The organism is Halococcus morrhuae DSM 1307, from assembly GCF_000336695.1.
In the GTDB taxonomy this organism is placed as follows: Archaea; Halobacteriota; Halobacteria; order Halobacteriales; family Halococcaceae; genus Halococcus; species Halococcus morrhuae.
This window is the reverse complement of sequence record NZ_AOMC01000124.1, coordinates 23,131-39,145: the sequence shown is the minus strand read 5'-3', so window position 1 is coordinate 39,145 and position 16,015 is coordinate 23,131. Positions and strand designations below refer to the sequence as shown.

At 66.7% G+C, this 16,015-nt stretch carries 19 protein-coding genes; 7 read left to right on the top strand and 12 right to left on the bottom strand.

Going from position 1 to position 16,015, the window contains the following annotated elements; all coding sequences use genetic code 11:
* Nucleotides 1–19 precede the first annotated feature (19 nt).
* Both C448_RS10245 and C448_RS10240 read right to left on the bottom strand, forming a co-directional pair.
* The gene (locus tag C448_RS10245) at nt 20–1,315 is read right to left on the bottom strand and encodes an amidohydrolase (RefSeq protein ID WP_004054536.1); all 1,296 of its coding nucleotides are present in this window, start codon (nt 1,313–1,315) and stop codon (nt 20–22) included.
* Nucleotides 1,316–1,365: 50 nt separating this feature from the next.
* On the bottom strand, nt 1,366–2,592 hold the full coding sequence (locus C448_RS10240) for an FAD-dependent oxidoreductase (protein ID WP_004054535.1): 1,227 nt from the start codon (nt 2,590–2,592) through the stop codon (nt 1,366–1,368).
* Between the two features lie 81 nt (nt 2,593–2,673).
* On the opposite strand from C448_RS10240, the gene hisG reads away from it, so the two are divergent.
* Nucleotides 2,674–3,519, top strand: coding sequence for an ATP phosphoribosyltransferase (hisG, locus tag C448_RS10235; protein ID WP_004054534.1), 846 nt, complete (start codon nt 2,674–2,676; stop codon nt 3,517–3,519).
* On the opposite strand, the gene C448_RS10230 is transcribed toward hisG, so the two are convergent.
* The gene (locus C448_RS10230) at nt 3,516–3,890 is read right to left on the bottom strand and encodes a DUF7473 family protein (protein WP_004054533.1); all 375 of its coding nucleotides are present in this window, start codon (nt 3,888–3,890) and stop codon (nt 3,516–3,518) included. The two genes, hisG and C448_RS10230, sit on opposite strands and share 4 nt — an antisense overlap.
* A gap of 102 nt (nt 3,891–3,992) precedes the next feature.
* Between C448_RS10230 and C448_RS16315 the strand changes: the two genes are divergently transcribed.
* Nucleotides 3,993–4,163, top strand: a complete 171-nt coding sequence (locus C448_RS16315) for a hypothetical protein (RefSeq protein ID WP_004054532.1) — start codon at nt 3,993–3,995, stop codon at nt 4,161–4,163.
* On the opposite strand, the gene C448_RS10225 is transcribed toward C448_RS16315, so the two are convergent.
* Nucleotides 4,164–4,733, bottom strand: coding sequence for a TATA-box-binding protein (locus tag C448_RS10225; protein WP_004054531.1), 570 nt, complete (start codon nt 4,731–4,733; stop codon nt 4,164–4,166). It lies immediately after the preceding gene.
* A 123-nt stretch (nt 4,734–4,856) separates the two neighbouring features.
* On the opposite strand from C448_RS10225, the gene C448_RS10220 reads away from it, so the two are divergent.
* Nucleotides 4,857–5,822 (top strand): methyltransferase domain-containing protein, encoded by a 966-nt coding sequence (locus C448_RS10220; RefSeq protein WP_004054530.1) that lies wholly within the window; start codon nt 4,857–4,859, stop codon nt 5,820–5,822.
* On the opposite strand, the gene C448_RS10215 is transcribed toward C448_RS10220, so the two are convergent.
* On the bottom strand, nt 5,823–6,827 hold the full coding sequence (locus C448_RS10215) for an AAA family ATPase (RefSeq protein ID WP_004054529.1): 1,005 nt from the start codon (nt 6,825–6,827) through the stop codon (nt 5,823–5,825).
* Nucleotides 6,828–6,872: 45 nt separating this feature from the next.
* Nucleotides 6,873–8,006 (bottom strand): DUF7282 domain-containing protein, encoded by a 1,134-nt coding sequence (locus C448_RS10210; RefSeq protein WP_239640570.1) that lies wholly within the window; start codon nt 8,004–8,006, stop codon nt 6,873–6,875.
* Between the two features lie 128 nt (nt 8,007–8,134).
* On the opposite strand from C448_RS10210, the gene C448_RS10205 reads away from it, so the two are divergent.
* A complete protein-coding gene (locus tag C448_RS10205) occupies nt 8,135–9,100 on the top strand; it encodes a glycoside hydrolase family 26 protein (RefSeq protein ID WP_004054527.1) in 966 nt (321 codons plus the stop codon).
* Here the strand turns inward: C448_RS10205 and C448_RS10200 are convergent.
* Both C448_RS10200 and C448_RS10195 read right to left on the bottom strand, forming a co-directional pair.
* Entirely contained in the window at nt 9,097–10,365 is a 1,269-nt protein-coding gene (locus C448_RS10200; RefSeq protein ID WP_004054526.1) for a glycoside hydrolase family 26 protein, read from the bottom strand. The two genes, C448_RS10205 and C448_RS10200, sit on opposite strands and share 4 nt — an antisense overlap.
* Before the next feature lie 62 nt (nt 10,366–10,427).
* Complete coding sequence (locus C448_RS10195) at nt 10,428–11,588, bottom strand: glycosyltransferase family 2 protein (protein WP_004054525.1); 1,161 nt, start codon at nt 11,586–11,588, stop codon at nt 10,428–10,430.
* Between the two features lie 122 nt (nt 11,589–11,710).
* Here C448_RS10195 and C448_RS10190 point away from each other — a divergent pair, with 122 nt between their 5' ends.
* On the top strand, nt 11,711–12,424 hold the full coding sequence (locus C448_RS10190) for a glycosyltransferase family 2 protein (protein ID WP_004054524.1): 714 nt from the start codon (nt 11,711–11,713) through the stop codon (nt 12,422–12,424).
* 1 nt (nt 12,425) lies between these two features.
* Here C448_RS10190 and C448_RS10185 read toward each other — a convergent pair whose 3' ends face one another.
* On the bottom strand, nt 12,426–12,848 hold the full coding sequence (locus tag C448_RS10185; protein ID WP_004054523.1) for an SHOCT domain-containing protein: 423 nt from the start codon (nt 12,846–12,848) through the stop codon (nt 12,426–12,428).
* A 441-nt stretch (nt 12,849–13,289) separates the two neighbouring features.
* Between C448_RS10185 and rnz the strand changes: the two genes are divergently transcribed.
* A complete protein-coding gene (gene rnz / locus C448_RS10180; protein ID WP_004054522.1) occupies nt 13,290–14,207 on the top strand; it encodes a ribonuclease Z in 918 nt (305 codons plus the stop codon).
* 30 nt (nt 14,208–14,237) lie between these two features.
* The gene (locus C448_RS10175; RefSeq protein WP_004054518.1) at nt 14,238–14,915 is read left to right on the top strand and encodes a carbonic anhydrase; all 678 of its coding nucleotides are present in this window, start codon (nt 14,238–14,240) and stop codon (nt 14,913–14,915) included.
* On the opposite strand, the gene C448_RS10170 is transcribed toward C448_RS10175, so the two are convergent.
* The 3 genes from C448_RS10170 to C448_RS10160 form a co-directional block, all read right to left on the bottom strand.
* Nucleotides 14,916–15,110, bottom strand: a complete 195-nt coding sequence (locus C448_RS10170; RefSeq protein WP_004054517.1) for a helix-turn-helix transcriptional regulator — start codon at nt 15,108–15,110, stop codon at nt 14,916–14,918. It lies immediately after the preceding gene.
* A complete protein-coding gene (locus tag C448_RS10165) occupies nt 15,107–15,502 on the bottom strand; it encodes a DUF2178 domain-containing protein (protein WP_004054516.1) in 396 nt (131 codons plus the stop codon). Before C448_RS10165 ends, C448_RS10170 begins: the two co-directional genes overlap by 4 nt.
* 218 nt (nt 15,503–15,720) lie before the next feature.
* On the bottom strand, nt 15,721–16,002 hold the full coding sequence (locus C448_RS10160) for a hypothetical protein (protein ID WP_004054515.1): 282 nt from the start codon (nt 16,000–16,002) through the stop codon (nt 15,721–15,723).
* Nucleotides 16,003–16,015: the final 13 nt, after the last annotated feature.

Genomic DNA, 16,015 nt, shown 5'->3' with positions numbered 1-16,015 from the left:
CGAAAGCGAATCCGTTTCCTTATCGTTCGTTTGCCCGCTCGACGGCGGCCGCAGCGCGTTCTTCGGCCTCTTCTCGTACCTGCTCGGCGTCGAGCGTGAGCACCTCACGGTCGCGCATCAGCACGTCGCCGTCACAGATGGTATGGCGCACGTCCGCTCCGGAGGCCGCGTAGGCAAGGTGGCTGACGAGGTCGTGCTGGGGCGTCAGATGTGCGCTATCGAGGTCGAGCACGGCGATGTCGGCCTTTTTCCCTTCCGCGAGTCGCCCGCTGTCGAAGCCGAGCACGTCGGCGCTGCCCGCCGTCGCCATCCCGACCGCCGCGGCCGCATCGACGGCGCTCGCATCGTCGGCCGCGAGCTTGCCGACCATCGCCGCGTCGCGCAGCTCGTCGAACACGTCGAGATCGTTGTTCGAGGCCGCGCCGTCGGTGCCCAATCCGACTGTCGCGCCCGCATCGAGCAGCTCCTGGACGGGCGCGATGCCGCTCGCGAGCTTCATGTTCGAGGCCGGACAGTGGACGACGCCTGCCCCGGCTTCGGCGAGCAGGTCGATCTCGGTCGCGTCGAGATGGGTGCCGTGGGCGATGAAGTCGGTCTCGTTGAGCAAACCGTGGAAGGCGGCGTATTCGAGCGGGCGCTCGCCGTGTTCGTCGACGATGGGTGTAACTTCATCGCGCGTCTCGTTCGCGTGGATGTGGATCGGGACGTCCGCGTCGCGGGCTTTCGGGACGAACTCGTCGAGCTCTGCGCCGTCGACGGTCGTGAGGCTGTGGGGCATGAACGCCGTCGAGACGCGCCCGTCGGCTGCCCCGTCCTGCTCGCGCGCGACCGCGAGCCCCTCCTCGAAATCCGCGCTGGCCTCGTCGCCGTCCTTCCCGACGGTGACGACACCGTGGCCGACGCGTGCGCGCAGGCCGGCCTGCTCGACGGCGTCGACGACCGCGGGCACGTCGAAGTACATGTCACAGAGCGCCGTCGTGCCCGCCTCGATGCTTTCGAGCGCGCCGAGTGCGGCCCCTGCGCGAACGTCGTCGGGTTCGAGCACGCCCTCGATCGGCCAGACGTCCTCGCGCAGCCAGCTGTCGAGCGGCTTGTCGTCGGCGTAGCCACGCAGCAGCGCCATCGCGAGGTGAGTGTGGGCGTTGACGAGGCCCGGCATCACGAGCCCGTCGGTCGCGTCGAGCGTCTCGTCGCCAGCAGGGACATCACCGACGGCCAGGATTTCGCCCGCCTCCCGATCGACGAGCACGTCGCCGTGCTCGACGGTCATATCGGGTTTGAGAACCTGCCCACCGGTGATTTCGAGCGTCGTCATACAGGGAATTTCACGTCCGGCGGCGTGAATCTACGGGTTCGCTCCGACAATCACGCGCCGGTGACGTCGCGATCGGCCGGCGAGTCCGCGCCGAACTCGACGACGAGTGCGTCGAGTTTCTCGGGATCGTCGTGGCCGGGCAGTCGCTCCTCGTCCGTGCGACACGCGCCCGAAACGCCGAGCTCGTCGGCGATCTGATCGGTGACGGCTTCGGCCATCCGTCGGTGGGTTGTGAGCTTGCCGCCGACGATACTGGTGAACCCGTCGACGCCGTCGCGCGAGTGATCGAGCAGGAAGAACCCGCGCGAGATCGAGCGTGATTCACCACGTTCGGCCTCGTCCGGTGCGTACAGCGGCCTGACGCCCCAGTACGCTCGCGAGATTTCGTCCTCTTCGAGGGCGGGCACCATCGCGGCGCACTCGCTCACCATCCGGTCGATCTCCTCGCGGTCGGTGTCGTAGTCGTCTGGATCGTCGACTTCGACGCTCGTGGTGCCGAGCACTGCCTGCGAGCCGTGGGGAACGACGATATCGCCGTCGCTCGGCGGGCGACAGCGGTTGAGTACCGGCTCGATCCCCGCGTGATCGACGGCGACCATCACGCCCGAGATCGGTCGCATCGTCACCTCGACGCCGGCCTGTGCCGCGAGTTCCTCGGCCCACGCACCGGCGGCGTTGACGACGTGATCGGCATAGATCTCCTCCTCTCCGCCGTCACCGCCGATGCGCGCACCGACGACCGCGCCGTCCTCGCACAGGAGGTCAGTGACGGGCGTGTCCGGCAGTATCCGCGCGCCGTGCTCGCGGGCGCTCGCGGCCGTGGCCGCGACGAGTCGCGAGGGGTAGATCACGCCATCGGGGACTCGGATGACGCGCTCGGTCCGTTCCGAGAGCTCGGGCACCGCTTCGCGTGCGTCCGCACCCGACAGCACCGTGGCATCGATACCCTGCTCGCGACAGCCGGCGAGCTTCTCGTCGAAATAGTCCGGATCGTCGCCGTCGAGCTGCACGAACAGCCCACCCGTATCGTCGATGCACGCGCCGGCGATATCCTTCAGAATCCGGTTCTCGGCGATGCACTCGCGCGCGCCGTCAGGATCGAAGTCGGCGTAGCGCGCCCCGCTGTGGAGCACGCCGTGCGAACGGCCCGTCGTTCCGGCGGCGAGTCCGCCCCGTTCACAGAGCGTGACGTCGACGCCGCGCAGCGCCAGATCGCGGGCGATGCCGGTCCCGGTCGCGCCGCCGCCGATCACGAGCACGTCGGTCGCTCGGTTCACGCCGTTTCTCGGGCCAGCGAACGCATCACTCTATCGCACCGGTAACGAAAGGCAGTTGATCGCCGATCACCCGAGGCCGGTATGCGCCTCGCCGTGCCCAGCAAGGGTCGCCTGCACGACCCGACCGTAAGTCTGCTCGAACGCGCCGGCCTCCACATCGAGAACGGGGCCGAGCGCCAGCTGTACGCCTCGACCGTGGATCCCGACGTCACGGTCCTGTTCGTCCGTGCCGCGGACGTGCCCGAATACGTCGCCGACGGCGCGGCCGACGCGGGCGTCACGGGACTCGATCAGGTCCGCGAGGCCGGCGTCGAGCTCGACGAACGCCTCGATCTCGGCTTCGGACACTGCCGGCTCGTGCTCGCCGCGCCCAAGGACGGCTCCCTGGAATCGGTCTCGGATCTCGCCGACAAGACAGTCGCGACGGAGTTCCCGAACATCGCCCGCGAGTTCTTCGCCGACCGCGGGATCGATCCCGGTGTCGTCGAGGTCTCGGGCGCGACCGAGCTCACACCCCACGTCGAGATGGCCGACGCGATCATCGACATCACCTCGACGGGGACGACCCTCCGTGTCAACGGGCTCGACATCATCGAGGAGGTCCTGTCGAGTTCGGCCCGACTGTTCGCCCGCGCGGATGCGGCCGACGATCCGAAGCTCCAGGAGGTCGAGACGGCGCTCAGCTCGGTGCTCTCGGCCGAGGGCAAGCGCTACGTGATGATGAACGCGCCCGAAGAGCGACTCGACGAGATCCGGGACGTGATCCCCGGGCTCGGCGGGCCGACGGTGATGGACGTCGCCGGCGAGGAGAGCGTCGCTATCCATGCGGTCGTCGACGAGCACGATGTCTTCGAGACGATCAACGAGGCGAAGACCCTCGGCGCGAGCGACGTGCTGGTGACCGAGATCGAACGCCTCGTCGACTAAACCGGTGCCGTGCCGGCGAGCCGGTAGGCGCTCAACACGACGAACAGGACGAGGATGCTGACGACGATGTGGATGAACGTGACCAGCGCCGTCGTCCGGGCCTTGATCCGATAGACGTAGCGGATGAGCACGAAATCGACGGCGACGGCGAACACGAACGCCAGCGGGCCGTACTGCTGAAGCAACAGTGAGATGGCCGCCGGAGCCGGTCCAACCAGCAGCGCCCGCTTGATCGGGACGTCGCCGAGCACGTTCCGCGCGGCGATGTGGGCGGTCAGCGAGTAGACGCCCGCGGCGAGCAGGAAGGTGCCCGCGTAGGCGAGCGGGCCGCCCGCCGCCGGGCTGACCTGTGCGAGAACGCTCGCGGTCATACCGACCGTTCGCCCCGACACGATTTGTGTCTGCCCTTTCGCGACGCGGCTCGTGCAGTTTTGGCCGAAACAGTATTCTCCTCGCGTGCGAAACGTTCACATATGGTGACGGCCGACGATCTCAGGCGGGAATCGGAATCCGAGCGTAGCGACCGCGAGCGCCGTGCCTGTGCGGACTGTGGGTCGCTGGTCGTCGGCGAGCGCTGTCCGGAGTGTGGCGGGACGAACGTGGTCGCCGTCGCCGAGATAATCGATCCGGCGTTTCGGGAGTAGCTACCCGTCGAGCAGTCCGAGCTCGTCGAGGCGATCGGTGATCTTGTCGACGGCGTGTTCGGCGTCGGCCGGCTCCTTGCCGCCCGTGATGACGAGTTTGCCCGAACCGAACAGCAGCGCGACCACTTCGGGATCGTCGAGGCGGTAGACGAGTCCGGGGAACTGCTCGGGTTCGTACTCGATGTTTTCGAGGCCCAGCCCGATCGCGATCGCGTTCAGGTTGAGCGTCTTCTGGAGATCGGCGCTCGTGACGATGTTCTGGACGACGATCTCGGGGTCTTCCTCCACGCGGATCTCGAGATCGCGGAGCTTGTCGAAGACGATCTCCAGGCTCTCGTGGACGTCGGCGGTGCTTTTCGCCCCCGTGCAGACGATCTTGCCCGAGCGGAAGATCAGGGCGGCGGATTTCGGCTCCTGGGTGCGGTAGACCAGCCCGGGGAACTGCTCGGGATCGTAGTCGGCACCCTCCAAGTCCATCGCCACGCTCTGGAGATCGAGCTCCTGACCGATACCCGTCGACGCGACGACGTTTTCGATGTTGATGGTCTCCTTCGGGTCCTGGGCAGACATGACTCGTCTTAAAACTCGTATTTAAGACTTATAAAGGTTGATGCTCTCGGTTGACACGTACGTAAAGTGAGTGCTCCGTGTGGCGACCGACAGCGACATGTCCGCAGCCCCGAACGAACGGGGGTGTACGCCCTCGAACTCGGCGGCGAGGACGACCCCTTCGCCGCCCGCGAGGCCGCGAGCGCTGCGAACGGGGTCGAGCCGCTCGCGTCGGGTCTCGCGCTCGCCGACGAGATCGATCCCGAGCGCCTCTCCAGCCTCGCGTTCACGCTCCGGGCGAGCCGGGTTCTCGCGCGCACCGACGGAACCGTCGAGAGCGCCCGCGAGGAACTCGCCGACGCCGAACTCGATCGCGAAGGGACGGTCGCGGTCCGCGCCCGCGACGTGCGCCGAACCGCCGACGTCGACACCCAGCTCGCCGAACGCCGCCTCGGTGGCGTGCTCACCGATCGCGGCTACACCGTCGATCTCGACGATCCAGACCACGAACTGCGGGCGCTGCTCGCCGACGATTCCTGCATACTGGGCTGGCTCGCCGCCGAGAGCGAACGCGGGTTCGGGGCGCGCGTACCGACGAAAAAACCGTTCTTCCAGCCGGGATCGATGAGCCCGCTGCTCGCGCGCGCACTCGCGAACATCGCCGGCGCACATCCCGGAGCGACGATCGTGGATCCGATGTGTGGCACCGGCGGCGTGCTCGTCGAGGCGGGGCTCGTCGGCGCTCGCGTGCTGGGGTTCGACGCCCAGTCGAAGATGGTCCGCGGCGCGGCGACGAACCTCGATCACTACCTCGACGAGCACGAATTCGCCACCGCACGGGCCGACGCGACACGCCTCCCCCTCCGCGACGACGCGGCCGACGCCGTGATCTTCGACGCGCCCTACGGTCGCCAGTCGAAGATCGAGGGCGAGCTCGATTCGGTCGTTTCGGGTGCACTCGTCGAGGCGAAACGGATCGCCGCGCGCGCCGTGATCGTCGGCGATCGCTCCTGGATCGCCGAGGCGCGCGCTGCGGGCTGGAGCGTCGAAGACAGCTTCGAGCGGCGCGTCCACCGTTCGCTCGTTCGCCACATCGCGGTGCTTGGCTGATTATCGGCCGAGCTCGGCGAGCAGATGCGAGAGATGGAGTCGGTCGCTCGTCCCCTCGGCGAGCTCCACGTCGATCTCGCCGGCGAGCCGGTGGAGTTCGGCCGGCGGCGGGCCGACCGACCGCGAGCGCGCGACGCGGAGCACGTCGTCGAGCAGCTCCCCGCCGCTCAGCCCCTCCTCGACGAGCAGGTCGTCGAGGGTTGTTCTGGCGTCCTGAAACTCGCCGCGCTCGGCCGCGGTGATCATCCCCTCGACGCGATCGTCGTCGCCGACGCTCCCGAGCGCTTCGTAGGCCGCGTCCATCGTGATCTCGCCCTCCGCTTCCGCGGTCGTCTGTGCACCCAAGATCGCCTGTCGGAGATCACCGTCGGCGTAGTTCGCGACGTACTCCAGTCCGTCGGCGTCGTGCTCGACGTCTTCTTCGGCGACGATGTGTTCGAGTACACTCACGATCTCGTCGGCCGTCGGCGCGCGTACGGCGATGGAGAAACAGCGCGAGCGGATCGGCGGGATGAGCTTCGAGGGCTGGCGCGTCGTGACGACGAACTGCGTCGTCTCGTGGTGGCGCTCCATCACTCGCCGGAGCGCCTGCTGGAAGTCCTCGCGGATGGCCTCGGCGTTGTCGAGCAGGATCGTCTTGTATTCGCCGGAGACGGGTGCGTAGCTCGCCGACTCCGAGAGGACGTGTTTGATGAGATCGGCCTTCGAGGAGTTCCGCCGGCGTTTCGCGGTGATGAACGATGAGAACCGCGGGTCCTCGCTCACCTCCTTTTTCGTCCGTCCGAAGAAGTCGGCGACGTTGAGCTCGACGAGATCATTGTCGGGATCGGTGTGGAGTTCGTCGGCGAGCGCGCGCACGGCGGCCGTCTTGCCGGCTCCTGGCGGCCCGTGCAGGATCAGGTTCAGCGGCTCGGCGACGGCCCGATCGAGCGACTCGCGAACGGCCGGCTGGGGGAGCTCCGCGAGCGCCGGTGCGTGTTCGTCGGTCCACAGCGGCCCGTCCATTGCCGGCGGTTCGCCCGCGAGAAAGATGAATCGGTCGGTCCGGCGCTACCGCGTGACGACCGTGAGAACGGCGAACAGCGCGAACACCCCGATGATGACCGGGAAGAGCGGGTTGTCGAGGATCCCCTCACGACCGCTGCTCTCGCCGCCATAGGGTGTGCTCTCGTCGGCCGGTTCCTGCGGTGGCGTCGCCGTGGGCGTGTCCGTCGCTGTGGGCTCCGCCGTCGCCGTGGTGGCTGTGTCCGTCTCGGTCGGCGAACTGGTTGCCGTCGCGGTCGGCGTGGGCGTCGATGGGCGTTCGACGGTGAGCGATGCCGCATCGGCCACCGGCGATCCGTTCGCGCGCGCCGGCTGATCCTCGACGCCGTCCGACGGCATGTACTGGAACGCACGGTCGCCGTCGGTGTCCTCGTGGATGACCACGCTGATGCGCCCGGAATCGACCGGTGCGGAGTCGTTCTCGCCAGCAACTCCCACGGTGACGTTCTCGTAGCTGCCGGCGTCGAGATAGCCGGTCGCGCCGATCAGCGTCTCGGTTGCGTTCGAGCCGTTGTACTCCTCGTCGTGAACGGTGACGTAGCCGCCGTCGGGGAGTGTCGCCCGATCGACGGTGACCGTCGTTCCATCGGACGTCCGATTCGACAGCGTCACCGAGGCGTTCGCCGGGCGATCGCTGGTGGCCACCGTGACGGTCGCGCGGTCGCGCGCCGGCGTGGAGCCATTGCCGTACGGTTCGTCGGCGTCCGGCGTGAGCAGCCCGTCGAAGCGACCGTTGTCGTTCGAATCCCGGTGGAGCGTGGCGACGAGCGTGGTGTTCGTGCCGAGACGCGTCCGGTTCAGGTCGTTCCCGGGAGCGCCGCGCAACGTCACCTTTCCTTCGTGCGTGCCGGCCGAAAGCGGGAGACTCACGCCGACGATACTGCCGTTCTCGCCGGCCTCCGACAGCACGACGAACCCGCCCTCGGGGAGCGTCGCCCGGTCGACGAACACCGATCGTCCGGTGCGCGTCTGGTTCGTCAGCGTTACCGACGCGTTCGCGCTCGCGTCGGTCGCGTTCTGCTGTGCGGATACGTCACCGTCGATCGGTTGCGAGACGATGCCGACGGCGATACCGGGCGCGAGTGCCGTCGCTGCGAGTAGCACGACCACGAAGACGCTGTTCCGATAGGCTGTGTTCATTTGTTTCTCGACGCGATGGCCGAGTGTAATCAGCAGCTTCATGCGTGCCGCAAATAAAAACACGACGATATGGCCGGCGAGCGTCCGTCCCGTGGCCGATGCCGACCGTCCCGCCGGGGTGACCGACGATGAATCCTCCGCTGTCGGGCGTTTACGTCGATCCCGAGCGGACGGCTGTTGCCGATGCGATGGAGCAGTGGCTCGGGACGCGCCACGCCGTCCAGACGCTGTTCACACCCTGGCAACGCGATGCGATCGACCACCTGTTCGAGCGTCTCCTTCCTCGCATCCGGAACGCCGGGCGCGTACCGCTGCTCACCTGGGAGCCGTATCTCGCCGCCGAAACCGAACCCGACATCGCCAGCCGGATCGCTGCCGGCGATTTCGACGCCTATCTCGACGACTGGGCGGGCCGGCTGGCCGACTGGCTGGCCGGTCCCGACGGGGAGTGGGGAACCGCCGACGACCGTCGGCTCTACCTCCGACTCGCCCACGAGATGAACGGCGACTGGTATCCGTGGAGTCCGACGGTCGGCGAGTCGACGCCCGACGACTACGTCGAGATGTGGCGACACGTCCACGACGCGCTCGCCAGCGAGATCGACGCCGACCACTGCCAGTGGGTCTGGTGTGTCAACCACGCCGATGTCGGCGAGCACGCTGCCGAGGCCTGCTATCCCGGTGACGAGTACGTCGACTGGGTGGGGGTGGATGGGTTCAACTGGGGGGACAGTCGTGAATGGTCGGACTGGAGCGTGCCGGCGGTGGTGTTCGACGATATGTTCACACGGCTCCGACAGTTCGATAAACCGCTCTGCGTTCCGGAGGTCGGCTGTTCGTCGCTGACGGCCGACGGTCACGACCCCGAACGGAAGGCCGACTGGCTGTGCGCGGCGATCGACTATTTCGACGGGCGCGTGCAGCTGTACAGCTGGTTCAACGAGGACAAGGAGACCGATTGGGCGGTGTTCGGCGGGCGAAACGGTACCGATAGCATCGACGGCTACGCGTGCTATCCGAGCTATCGCGAAGCGCTTGCCGATCACGAACCCACCACCCCGCCGATCGACGACACGACCTTTCGCGGCGTTTAGAACTTGCCGGCGAACTCGTCGTCGGTCAGTAGTGGGGGGTAGTCCGGGAGCGCGGCGAGATATTTGTCGGCCGAGAGCGTCTGCTTGTAGTTCTGGTAGGACGAATACTGCTCGCCGCCGACGCTGGCCTGATCGGTGCCGCGCGAGCCGCCGAACACCGCCCAGTCGGTCTCGTCCTGGCCCGTCTTGTCGACGTTGAACCAGCAGGTCATCTTGATGTCGTTCTCCGAGACGTAGGAGTAGGCGTCGTCGATCCACTGCGCCTTCTTCTGTGGCTGGTGGCCGTTGCCTGAGCTCGGGATCGACGAGGAGGCGAACTCCGTGAGCGCCACCGGTTTGTCGGTCAGCTCGCGCATTCGGTTCAACATCGGATCGAACAGCTCAGCGGGCGAGCGCCAGTTCGACTGCCCGGTCGAATACTGCTGGCTCCCGCCGAAGTTGAACCCGTCGAGCCCCACCCAGTCGACGTACTCGTCGCCGGGATAGTAGCGCTCGGCGCGGATGCCGCCGATCTCGTCGGCGTTCGGCGACCAGATCCACTGGATGTTCGACTCGTCGAGTCCGGTCTCGGAGAACCGCTTGTGGAGCTGCCGCCACATCCCGACGTAGTCATCGGGGATGCCGGCCGTCGGGTCCTCACCATCCCCGTCGTCCGTTTCCGGGACGGCAGTCGCCTCGACGCGGGTCGCATCGACCGCGCTCCACGGGAACCAGTTGCCGTTCATCTCGTGGGCCGGCCGGAAGTAGAACCGCCGGCCGCGGGTGTTGCCGCCGCGCGGGTGCGCCCAGCTGTCGAGCAGGCTGGCCCACTCGTCGATCTGGTCGTCGTACTCGCCGTTCGCGATCTCCCGCTCGATCGTCTCGCTGGTCCGGTTTTTCTGCGGCTCGAACGGCTGCCACGAGATCAGCGGCACGTGGCCCGCCTTCCAGACGTTCGTCAGCGCGCCGTCGACGAACCCCTGTTTCGCGCTGGTCGGCCCGAACGCATCGACGAAGACGAGCGCGACCGCCGGCTTCTGGCCGAGCCAGCTGCTGTAGTTGTCGAGGTTCGCCACGAGTCCGTCGCCACCGGCATAGACACCCGTCAACGCCGCTCCCGAACGGGTATCCGGCGGTTCGGGCGTCGGCGTCAGCTCGGGCGTCTCGCCCGAGCCGTTGCCGTCGCTCCCGTTCGGTAGCGGCGAGGAGTCGAACGGCAGCGAGCAGCCGCTCGCGCCGGCGATGCCGACCAGCCCGGCCGTCCGGAGGAAAGTCCGACGATCCATCTATCGGTTTGGCGGTCGCCGGCGGTTCTGTTAAACATTATGTTATCCCGATGGTCGGGTCGTCAGTCGCCCTCGGCCTCGCGCTCGGCCTCCGTGCGCTCGACGAGCTCCGGTTTCACCTTCCGCGTCACCGAGAAATCCGTCGGCGGCGAGACGAGCCCGACGAACGCACCGAGCGAGTGCAGCAGGCTGACGATCGGTGAGAGGACGAACAGCGCCAGCCCGACGAGCCACGACTCGTCGTAGTAGCGCACGCCGAGCACCGACCAGACGAGCACGAAACTGAACACACCCACCGAGACGATCTGAAACGCCGTCTCGAACGCGACGGTGCCGGGAACGAACAGCGGAACGAGAGTGAGGAAGGGGACCGCCGGCGAGAGCGCCCACGCGAGATTTCGAACGGTGGTGAGCAGGCGATAGGCCGGCGCGAGCAGCCCGCTCTCCTGTTGGGAGCCGGCGAGCCAGCGACTGCGCTGGCTGATCATCGCACGGATCGTCGGCGGTGCCTGCGTGTCGAACTTGGGGGTTGCGAGCGCGAAATCGAGGCTCCCTTCGGCGGCCGCGTTCCAGACGAAGGTAGTGTCCTCGATCATCGTCGAGGTCTCCCACGTGACGTGCTCTTCGAGCTCGTTTCTGATGGCGATGCCGCCGCCCCACGCGTACAGCGGGACGGAGAGCGACGGGAAGGCGCGCTGTTCGACCTGAAAGCCGAGACGGAAGATCTCGGCGAGATAGGTGAGCCACGAACCGCTGCGCCGCGGGCGCTCGCGATACTGCACGACGTCGGCGTCGGGCACCCCCGTGAAGTCGGTCATGATGCTGTCCTCGTCGAGATAGAGCACGTACTCGCGCTCGCAGGGGATGTTGCGGCGCGCCCATTCGAGCGCGCGCCCCTTTCGGATCGCCTCGCATTCGAAGGCATCGGGAACGACGTGGACGGTCGCGCCGGCGATCTCCATCGGCTCCTCGGCGATGACGTGACGGTCGGTGATCGAATCCGGGATCGCGTCGACGCTCTCCTGAACGATGCGCGCGGAGTCGACGCTCAACAGTCGCACCTGAACCGCCGACGGATCGTGCTCGACCGGTGGCGACTCGTAGCGCCGCCCGACGATCATCAGATACGTCCAGTACGCCACGGAACAGACCGAGAGGAGAACGACGAACCACAGGATAGCCGAAAGCACCATCGGCACCGCCGGGACGACCTGTCCGGCCATTGCCACTATGAACGCCAGCCGATACATTAAGTGTTGCTGACTGTCCCCTCCGCGACAGTATCTCTCATCGTCGGGCGAGGCGACTCGGAAGGGCTTTCCCGCGGCTTCCCGACCGGCCAGTAATGGTCGAGGTGAGCGTCATCATCCCGACGACGCTGCCCGAGGGGGCGACGATCGACCCCGTCGAGCGACTCGCACGCGATCCGTTCGACGACTACGAGCTGCTTGTCCGCCGCGACGAGGGAGCGGCCCACGCGCGCAACGTCGGTATCGAGCGTGCACGCGGCGACAAACTCGTCTTCCTCGACGACGATTCGATCCCCTGTGCGGGCTATCTCCGGACAGCGAGCGTCGCGCTCGACGCTTACCCCGCCGTCGCCGGTCGGGTTCGCCAGCCCGACGACGCACGCTTCACCGATCTCGAACTCCCCTGGTACGATCAGGGCGACGACACCACATCCACCGACATGCTGCCGGGCTGTAACATGGCGATCCGGAAGGAAGTCCTCGATTCCGTCGGTGGCTTCGACGAGGAGACGTTCGGCTGGGGCCACGAGGAGTCGGAACTCGCCGAGCGCATCGCACAAGAGCATCACATCCAGTACGTGCCGGAACTGCTCATCGAGCACACCTACGTCGAGTCGCTCCCCGACTACATCGAGAAGTCCTACCTGCTCGGCCGTGCGGACGTGCGCTGGTGGCGACTCGACGGGAAATCGCTCGGCTGGCTGGTTCGCCAGTCGCTCAACACGCCGATCCGGGGCGAGTCGCGCCTCGAAACCGTCCGTCGTATCGCCCAGCGCGCGGGCTGGCTCGCCGAGATCGCCGCCGGATAGCCTACGATTCCTCTTCGATTCGCTCGCGCTCACGATGCCGCCAGTCGGCGGCGTTCTCCGGACTGTCGGTTTCGAGCAGCGCGTCGAGTTTGCGCTCGAACTGGTCGTCGGTGAGATCACCCCGAGCGTAGCGCTCGCGCAGCGTTTCGAGTGCATCCTCAGTCTCGGTCCCTGCCGATGGTTCCTCGTAGTGACGCTCGCTGTCCTTCCATTGGCCGTCTCGGTCGTTTCGTTCGTCCGATCGCTCCTCCTCGCCGGCGAGTCTGGCAACGGTCGGCACGACGACAGCGAAGCCGACGGCGAAGATGACCCAGAACGGGATCGGCGACCAGCCAGTGAACAGTGCGAGCAGCCCGAGCCCGACGATCAGCGATGACGTGATCTCGGTCGCGTTCTCGGCGGCGCGTTCGCGAACGGTACTCATACCCCTATGTTTCGACTGGAGAACAAAAATCCACCCACTTTTTTAGACGGGGGCATCGCGCGCTCGTTTCACTCGCGCGCTCAACCCCCGACCAAAAACCTGGACTAAAAACTCCCGCTCGCTCGGCTTCGCCTCGCTCACGGCGAACCCCGCTCACTGCTCACGGCTCACTGCGTTCGCCGTTCGCTTTCGAGGTTCTCCCGTCGGTCGAACCTCGCCCCGTTCGCGCGGACGATCGTCTTCCACTACTGCACCGCACAGCCCACGTACCTCCCCAACCGATTCGCTCGTTCCGCTCGCTCCGCTCACGTCACTCACTCATCCCTCGCGCAGTGTTCGCGCTCGATTCGCTTCGCTCATACGAGCGCGAGCGCGCGCCGACTGCAACCGCATCCGTGGGGGTTTCGAAGCGGCTATCCCGGCGGACCGGCGAGGCGAGGTATGCAGGTGACGTTTCTCGGGACGGGTGGCGCAGTCCCGACGACCCGGCGCAACACGAGCGCCCTCATGGTTCGCCGCGAGGGCGAGCGCCTTCTCTTCGACTGCGGCGAGGGCACCCAGCGCCAGATGATGCGCTTTGGCACCGGCTTCTCGGTCTCACACGTCTTCTTGAGCCATCTCCACGGCGATCACGTGCTCGGACTCCCGGGGCTCTGCCAGACCCTCGATTTCAACGATCGCGAGGAGGCGCTGGCCATCCACACACCCCCGGGTACCAAATCGGCAGTCGAAAACCTCGTCGGCGTCACCGGCGCGCGCCCCGGCTATCCCATCCGGGTCCACGAGGTACAGCCGGGCGGGGTCGCGCTCCGTGAGGACGAGTACGAGGTACGAGCTTTCGAGACCGACCACCGAACTCGATCAGTCGGTTACGCACTCGTCGAGGACGACCGGAAGGGACGATTCGATCGCGAGCGCGCGGAGGAACTCGGTGTTCCGGCGGGACCGCTGTTCTCGAAGCTCCACGAGGGGAACCCAGTCGAACTCGACGACGGCACCGTCGTCGACCCCGAACAGGTCGTGGGAGAGCCCCGTCCCGGACGGCGAATCGTCTACACCGGCGACACCCGGCCCACGGCTGCGACCACCGAGGCCGCCAGCGATGCCGACCTGCTGATCCACGAGGCGTCCTTCGGCGAGGACAGATCGGAACGCGCCGGAAAAACCGGCCATTCGACTGCGCGACAGGCTGCTGAACTCGCCACTCGCGCCGACGCGAAACGCCTCGCGCTCACGCACGTCTCATCGCGCTACGCCGGCGAGAGCGACCGACTCGCGGCCGAGGCGCGCGAAGTCTTCGACGACGCCTTCCTGCCCGACGACGGCGACGACATCGAAATTCCCTATCCCGACGGATAGGGTTTTCCCGGCGAGCGCCGTGGCTCGGGCATGCCGAGTGCGACAGCCGCCGAACTGCTGGCCCGCAACCGCGACCACGTCGAGCAGCTCCCGGACGACCACTTCGACGACGTGCTCGACGGCCAATTGCCCCCCGTGGTCTCGCTGTGCTGTGCGGACTCGCGGGTCTCACAGGAGAAGATGTGGAACGTCGAGGAGCCGGGCTGGCTGTTCACGCCCGCAAACATCGGCAACGTCGCGTGGGACGTAGAGGACTCCTCGACCGTCGACGGCAACCTCCTCTACCCGGTCGCCAACACGGACACGCGCACGATCGCCGTCGTCGGACACACCGGCTGCGGTGCCGTCACGGCCGCCTATGGGGCCGCTACCGATGGAGCGCTGCCCGACGAACCGGGTATCAGAAAGCGCGTCGAACCGCTCGTGCCCATCGTCGAGGACGCACTCGATGGCGGCATCACGGACGACGAGGACGTCATCGACCGCCTCGTCGAGTACAACGTCCGCGAGCAGGTCGCTTTCCTCGACGAGAGCGACGAAATTCCCGACGACACGATCGTCCTGGGGTTCGTCTACGACTTTCACCAAACCTACGGTGACGAACCGGGCCGTACCTATCTCGTTGCCGCCGACGGCGAGACCGATCTCACGGCGCTCCGCGAGCGGGTCGATGGCGACGACGAGATCGCCGTGCGTTCGCTGCTGTGATCACCGCTCGGGCATGAATAGATCCTCGATGGAGCAGTCGAAGAAGTCGGCGAGCGTGAAGGCGAGGTCGAGCGATGGGTCGTAGCGCTCGCGCTCGATGGCGTTGATCGTCTGTCTCGTGACGTCGACGCCTTCGGCGAGCGTACCCTGCGAGAGGTCGCGGTGTTCGCGGTACTCCGGCAGCACGTTGTTCATCGACGACGGCGCGCGAGCAGGAGGAACCCACCCCAGAGCGCGAAGACGAGCGCGATGACCACGCCGGCGAACGCGAGCCACAGCGGGAATTCGATATAGCCGAGACCCGACAGGATCGCCGCCGTCGGGAAGACGATCGCTGAACCGAGACCGACCACCTGTATCGTGTTCGCGCTCGCTTCCTCGATGATGTCCGTGTCGCGCTCGTCGAACATCGATGCGGGCCGGCCGAGCGCGAACGTCGCGCCGCCGAAGAGGAAGAAGGCGACGGCCGCGACGGCGGGATAGCCCGCCACTGCCAACCCGATGTACGCGACGGTCGCCAGTGCCCACAGACCGATGTACGTCAGTCGATTTCGGTTCGTCCTCGTGGTGTATGCTGCTTCTGCCATTCTGTAAAGCACCCTTTACAGTAAAGTGTACTTTACACACCAGTATAGTTCTTTCGGCGACCCGAGCGTGTCGTGCTTCGTTCGATGATTCGGGAAGGGAGGGAGAGGAGAGGGATCGTCCNTTACACACCAGTATAGTTCTTTCGGCGACCCGAGCGTGTCGTGCTTCGTTCGATGATTCGGGAAGGGAGGGAGAGGAGAGGGATCGTCCACCCGTGCTATCGCCGAGCCTCCCTGCCGGCTTCCGAAATGTCCTCTGCCTGCTCTTGGACGGCGGCGATCTCGCGGCCTGCATTGGCCTTCTCGACGTCGTAGACGTAGCGCCACGAGGCGAGCGGAAAGCCCACTCCCTCCTGCTCCTCTCTTTCTCCCTTGTCGTTAGCAGCTGCAGATTTGCTGTACCATCGGTAGACGATCCCCACGAGAACACCAGCGACGACGAGAGCGGTGCTCGCGCCCGCGATCGCCTCCAACTGGGTGACAAATGGTGGCACGACCATACCGGGCGGTTGT

Excerpts from the sequence above, each read along its gene's own strand:
- C448_RS10245 (WP_004054536.1), bottom strand. The coding sequence starts at position 1,315 with ATGACGACGCTCGAAATCACCGGTGGGCAGGTTCTCAAACCCGATATG.
- hisG (WP_004054534.1), top strand. The coding sequence starts at position 2,674 with ATGCGCCTCGCCGTGCCCAGCAAGGGTCGCCTGCACGACCCGACCGTA.
- C448_RS10230 (WP_004054533.1), bottom strand. The coding sequence starts at position 3,890 with ATGACCGCGAGCGTTCTCGCACAGGTCAGCCCGGCGGCGGGCGGCCCG.
- C448_RS16315 (WP_004054532.1), top strand. The coding sequence starts at position 3,993 with ATGGTGACGGCCGACGATCTCAGGCGGGAATCGGAATCCGAGCGTAGC.
- C448_RS10225 (WP_004054531.1), bottom strand. The coding sequence starts at position 4,733 with ATGTCTGCCCAGGACCCGAAGGAGACCATCAACATCGAAAACGTCGTC.
- C448_RS10215 (WP_004054529.1), bottom strand. The coding sequence starts at position 6,827 with ATGGACGGGCCGCTGTGGACCGACGAACACGCACCGGCGCTCGCGGAG.
- C448_RS10210 (WP_239640570.1), bottom strand. The coding sequence starts at position 8,006 with ATGAACACAGCCTATCGGAACAGCGTCTTCGTGGTCGTGCTACTCGCA.
- C448_RS10205 (WP_004054527.1), top strand. The coding sequence starts at position 8,135 with ATGAATCCTCCGCTGTCGGGCGTTTACGTCGATCCCGAGCGGACGGCT.
- C448_RS10200 (WP_004054526.1), bottom strand. The coding sequence starts at position 10,365 with ATGGATCGTCGGACTTTCCTCCGGACGGCCGGGCTGGTCGGCATCGCC.
- C448_RS10195 (WP_004054525.1), bottom strand. The coding sequence starts at position 11,588 with ATGGCCGGACAGGTCGTCCCGGCGGTGCCGATGGTGCTTTCGGCTATC.
- C448_RS10190 (WP_004054524.1), top strand. The coding sequence starts at position 11,711 with ATGGTCGAGGTGAGCGTCATCATCCCGACGACGCTGCCCGAGGGGGCG.
- C448_RS10185 (WP_004054523.1), bottom strand. The coding sequence starts at position 12,848 with ATGAGTACCGTTCGCGAACGCGCCGCCGAGAACGCGACCGAGATCACG.
- rnz (WP_004054522.1), top strand. The coding sequence starts at position 13,290 with ATGCAGGTGACGTTTCTCGGGACGGGTGGCGCAGTCCCGACGACCCGG.
- C448_RS10175 (WP_004054518.1), top strand. The coding sequence starts at position 14,238 with ATGCCGAGTGCGACAGCCGCCGAACTGCTGGCCCGCAACCGCGACCAC.
- C448_RS10170 (WP_004054517.1), bottom strand. The coding sequence starts at position 15,110 with ATGAACAACGTGCTGCCGGAGTACCGCGAACACCGCGACCTCTCGCAG.
- C448_RS10165 (WP_004054516.1), bottom strand. The coding sequence starts at position 15,502 with ATGGCAGAAGCAGCATACACCACGAGGACGAACCGAAATCGACTGACG.
- C448_RS10160 (WP_004054515.1), bottom strand. The coding sequence starts at position 16,002 with ATGGTCGTGCCACCATTTGTCACCCAGTTGGAGGCGATCGCGGGCGCG.